The sequence below is a fragment of the Calothrix rhizosoleniae SC01 genome, from assembly GCF_900185595.1.
Lineage (GTDB): Bacteria > Cyanobacteriota > Cyanobacteriia > Cyanobacteriales > Nostocaceae > Calothrix_A > Calothrix_A rhizosoleniae.
The window spans coordinates 1-5,141 of sequence record NZ_FYBH01000022.1 but is presented as its reverse complement, the minus strand read 5'-3'; the positions used below and the strand labels follow the sequence as shown (position 1 = coordinate 5,141).

1 protein-coding gene and 1 pseudogene are annotated in these 5,141 nt (G+C 42.0%); both read left to right on the top strand.

Going from position 1 to position 5,141, the window contains the following annotated elements; all coding sequences use genetic code 11:
• Positions 1-598 precede the first annotated feature (598 nt).
• A pseudogene (locus CALSC_RS28100) lies at positions 599-1,927 on the top strand (NACHT domain-containing protein); the annotation flags it as partial.
• Between the two features lie 1,670 nt (positions 1,928-3,597).
• Positions 3,598-5,141, top strand: a 1,544-nt coding sequence (locus CALSC_RS01020; RefSeq protein ID WP_200817526.1) for a helix-turn-helix domain-containing protein, incomplete at its 3' end; no start/stop codon positions are given.

Genomic DNA, 5,141 nt, shown 5'->3' with positions numbered 1-5,141 from the left:
ACCAAAGCTAGAGCAACAAGGTTTACCTACTATTGTGCAAGTTCTGAATGCAGTACACTATTATCCCTCAGAAGTGACTCAATTGAGATTCTTAGCTCATTTTATTGGTGGTGGAAACCAAGATATAGAAACTTTGATGCAATGGGTTGGCGAACCCAAGACTAAACCAAGTGATTTAACTCCTGATAAAGGTAGGAAAATCATGGAATTATTCGAGGAAACTTGGAAACTTCTTGATTCTCTACCAAAGTTGCAGCGAGAATTAGCAGGACAAATTGCTGTAGTTGCCAACCGAGTTGATTGGAAAGCATGGGACATCGCCTTACTTCAGCGTCAACATGAAAACCTGAAAAATGCAGGTTCTCACTATGCTGATACGGTGCTGCGTGTGATTAATAATCTGGAATTTTGGAAGTGGTTTTTCCTTGCCAGAAACATCATCCTCATTCACCTTGCCATTTGGCTTACCCTCATCCTTGCCTACTCTAAATTTACCCAAATTCTCGCACCTTTGTTCTGGAATCCTTGGTTAAGAAGAATTCTCGGTTTTGGTTACATCGGCTTACTCCTCACTTGTATTCCCTGGGCGCGTAACAGATTGTTGCAACCATTTACACCTCTACTGCTAGCAGATGCAGGATTAGATAATTTCATTGAGCAAACTTATTTTGGTGAGTCTTTCGTCAAAGTTCCTCGGAGTCTTAAAGAGGGACAAGGGGGACGAGGGGGACGAGGGGGACGAGGGGGAGAAGAGAGAAAAGGGGGACAAGGGAGACAAGGGGGATTGGTTGGCTATGCTGTAACCCCAACAATTCAACCCATTACCCAAGCAATTCCCACTCTCCAAGGGCAAATCGTCTTAGAAGGAGACTCTGGTTTAGGTAAATCAATGTTTCTCCGCCATTTGGCAAATAACTCCCAGGGTATCTTTGTTTACCTCCCCGCCCAAAAATGTGACAAAGGGGTGATTGAAGCAATTTCTGCCAAGCTCCGGGAACAGGTAGATGATAGCAAGTTCCTCAAAAGCCTAATTTATAATGGAGCCTTAAATATCTGCATCGATGGACTCAATGAAGTTACCGCCGACACACGGGCGAAAATCTCCCAATTTGCTGAAAGCAATTTCCGCAGCAATATAATTATGACAACCCAGCCCCTAGACTGGATACCCCCTTCTACAGCAAAAAAATATGAATTGCAGCCCTTAGAGCGGGAACAAATCCAGCAGTTTTTGCTTTCCCGTGATAGTGGACTGGGAACTGGAGATTTAGGAACTGAGACAGTCACCACCGAATATGAGCAAGCCTGTAAAAGCTACCTTGCAGAAGCTTTCAACGAACAACAATCAGTGGAAGATTTCACCGCAACCAAGCGCATTCTTTCCAACCCAATGGATTTAACCCTGGTTGCCCAGATGCTATCACAAGGACAACAACCAAATTTGTTTCGCCTGCAAGAACAGCAATATCAGCTCATGGCGACGGAATATCAGCGAGAATGGCAACAGGAATTTCCTTTAAACAGATTCTCCCAGGCAGTTTACCAAATGCGACTGCATGACGAAACCATCATCCCCAGTGAATCATTTCAACCAGAATTAATCTGTCTGGAAGATGAAAAATATAAAATGGTCATCAGCCGTCAGTGGGAAGATGAGGAGGGGGAAGCCCAGAAACGCTGGTATTTTCGCCACGACAAAATCATGGAATTTTTCCTAGTCCAAAACTTTCGCGGTGCAGGGGAGGAAGTTCAAGAACGGGTTAATCAACATATTGATGATCCCAGGTTTCGCGGTGTCTATTTATTATTAGCTAATTTACTTTCTTTAAATGCGGCTTTAGCACTGCGAGAAAGAATTATCGAATACGCTGCTAACAGCAAAGATCATACATTAAGTGATAAATTTGTCCAATTATTACAGTTACGTTTACCGCGAAAATGGACACAAGGGGCAAAGTCAGTATTACAACAACATGAACAGAAAACTCAATATTTAGATTTAGTCGGGAAGTTTTTAGAACAAGTTGATGCCAAGATAAAACGGGAACAAGAACTACACCTGACTATCGAAACTATCAACAGTAGTCTCAGCAATTACACCCCTTTTCCTGTGTTAATTACTATTGATACGCCAACGGATGAGGATATCATCTACCTGGTGAAACTTTCTCAACAATTGCAAATCAAAGCAACACGAAAAGCTGCCCAAAAAGCTGGTTTATTAATCTATAAACTTCCCCCAGATACCACAGCCAGAATGGAAATTGCTAAGGTGCGGTTAAGGGACAAATTTTTGGTAATTCCCATACCTGTAACATCAGTGGAACAGGCTTTAGGGGATAAATATGAATGTAGGGGACTGCTGGAAACATATATTGATAGATACGTCCAGCGTGCTGATTTCTTTGATGATAGAAACGCCATTAGCGACACTTTATCATTTTTCGGTCGCACGGAAATATTACAACGGTTGGGAGAAGAACTACTAAGATATCAAGGAGTAGGACTTTTTGGATTACGCAAGTCAGGTAAAACCTCTGTGTTGCTGCAACTGGGCTTTATGCTGCGGGAACATCCCATTGTCCACATTGATTTGCAAACCTATAGTGGTTCTCGCTACACTGGGGCTTTATTTAACAAAATTATCCAGCATCTATCTGCTTTAGAAAGTGATATTCCCCTGCCAAAATTTGACCCTTTCCCCCTAGATAAACCTGGTGCTGAGTTAACGGATGAATTTATTCGTCGGCTGAATGAATTTACCCATTTCATCCAAAAACATCATAAATATAAACTGCCCATCCTGTGCTTTTTAGATGAAATAGAAAGGATTATTCCCACCCCAGAAGACAACCGGGAAAAAGCTGAAGAATTTAATGCTTTTTTGGGAGCATTGCGGGTATTGTGTCAACAACAGAAAATGTCACTGCTTGTGGCTGACGTACATCCAGATTGCAATCGCATTAATTCCTGGACACAACCAGGAGTAGCGACAAATCCTGTATTTAGCTTCTTCAAAGAAATCTTTTTACCCCCTTTCTCTGAGTCAGAAACCCAAGATATGCTGGTAAATCTTGGTAAATTAATGGGGTTAGAATTCGATGCATCCACACCCAAAAAAATTCATTACCAAAGCGGTGGACATCCCTTTTTATCTCGCCAAATTGCCCGCTTAATCACAGATAAAATTAAAAATCAAAATCACAACCATCAACCCGCTAATGGCACTATGCTAATTGAATGGGCAATGGTAGATAAATATTTAGAGAGAACTTTAACCCAAAAAGGTGAGTTAAAAAATTACCTCGAAAAAAGTATTTGGGAAGATTTAGAGAAACGCAACTTCCAAGTCGCCATCTCCATTATTCGAGTCATCGCCTGTAACCAAGACTTCCCCGACAAAATCACACAACCAGCTTTATTCAACCACCTGAAAACCTGCTTTACAGCCAACCAGTGCTTAGACGCTTGTAATTGGCTCACAAATGTTGGATTGTTGTATCAAGAGGAAGTTCAAGATCAGGATTTATACCATATCCGAATTCCTCTCTTATCACGTTGGATTCAAATGCAGATGATAGAAGAGGAAATGGAGCAATGCCGGATTTTGTAAGAGAACGTCCCTTTGAGAACTACCGCATCCCCATTACAGAACCTTCCTACTTCTTCGGACGCAACGAATTAATTGATACCATACTCCAATCCCCTTTTCAGGTGCGGATACTCTTAGGGGGGAGGCGTTTAGGTAAAACCAGTGCCTTACGGGCTGTAGAGTGGAACTTACTCAATCCCCATACTAATTATTTCCGTCGCGCCTTCCCCGTATTAATTAACCTCCAGTTAGAACAACCCAAAGACTTAGACAATCTGCGTTACCTCCTCATCGCCAGACTCAGAGAAGCCATAGAACGGTGGCGAGAAATTCCTGTAGGGGAAATTAGCCAAATGTATCGCGAGTTTCTCAGTAAAATCAAGGGTGGTGAAGTTACCCTAAATTTTCTTGCCACATTAGGTATAAATTTCAACAATAATTATCCCGACTCCGCCAAGGGTTTAAATAACGATAGCTTTCGCTTGGCATTCTTAAAAACTACGGAAGAACTGTGCCAGATGAACTTTCAAGGGGTTTGCTTCCTCATCGATGGTGCTGAATTCATTGTCCGCCAACCTTGGGCTACTGACGCTTGGTCTTACCTACGGGGATTAAAAGATACTGATATTGCCGTCAAATCTGCCCTAGGTTTATTACTCTCCGGTTACCGAGACTTAAAAGAATATCAGCAACGTGTGGGTTCGCCATTATTAAACATCGCCGAAATCGAATGGTTAACTGCCTTAAGTAAGGAAGATACCACAAAACTGATATGCGATCGCGCCGAACAAGAAAATGTATCCCTAAGTGAAGCTGAAATCAGCGAAATCATCAAATTGTCCGGATGTCATCCCTACCTAACCCAACAATCACTCAACATAATTTTTGACAACCACCAGCAAGACTCCTGGGCTAATCTCACCAACGAATTACTACAGCATCACGACAAAGATTTTTCCTCCTGGTGGAACGAAGAACACCTCTCTGGTTGCTTTAGCGAAGACGAACGCAAAATATATTCTGTCCTCCTCGAGCAACACCAAGCCACCCCCCAAGATTTAGCAAAAGATACAAATTTCAGCCGATTCAAAGTTGCAGAAGCCTTAGAAGTCATAGCTGGTACTGGTGTTATCCGCCCATTGAATGACGAGTGCTATACATTAGGTTCTCGCCTGTTTCAGGAATGGGTTAAACAATTAACTATACCTGCACCGAATATCAACCCCGAAAATATATTATCTAATCAAAGTCCTATAAACTACCAAGATTTTCAAATCTTAGTCAGGGAAAATAAGAATATTCGTGCTTCATCAGAACAAGGTGAGATTTCTGGTGAATTACGCCTAGAAAGGAACAAAATTAACCTAGCATTAAAACTGATTGAGCAGAATCAGACAGATGCAGATTTGCTCAAAGCACTAGGTGACGAACTTTACCAAGCACTGTTCCCCAACCAAATTAATGCCCGATTCCAAGCTACCATAGCAGGGGCACAAGCCAATCATCGTAGTGTCCGCTTGCGGTTAATATTTGAATCTCCCCAACTAGC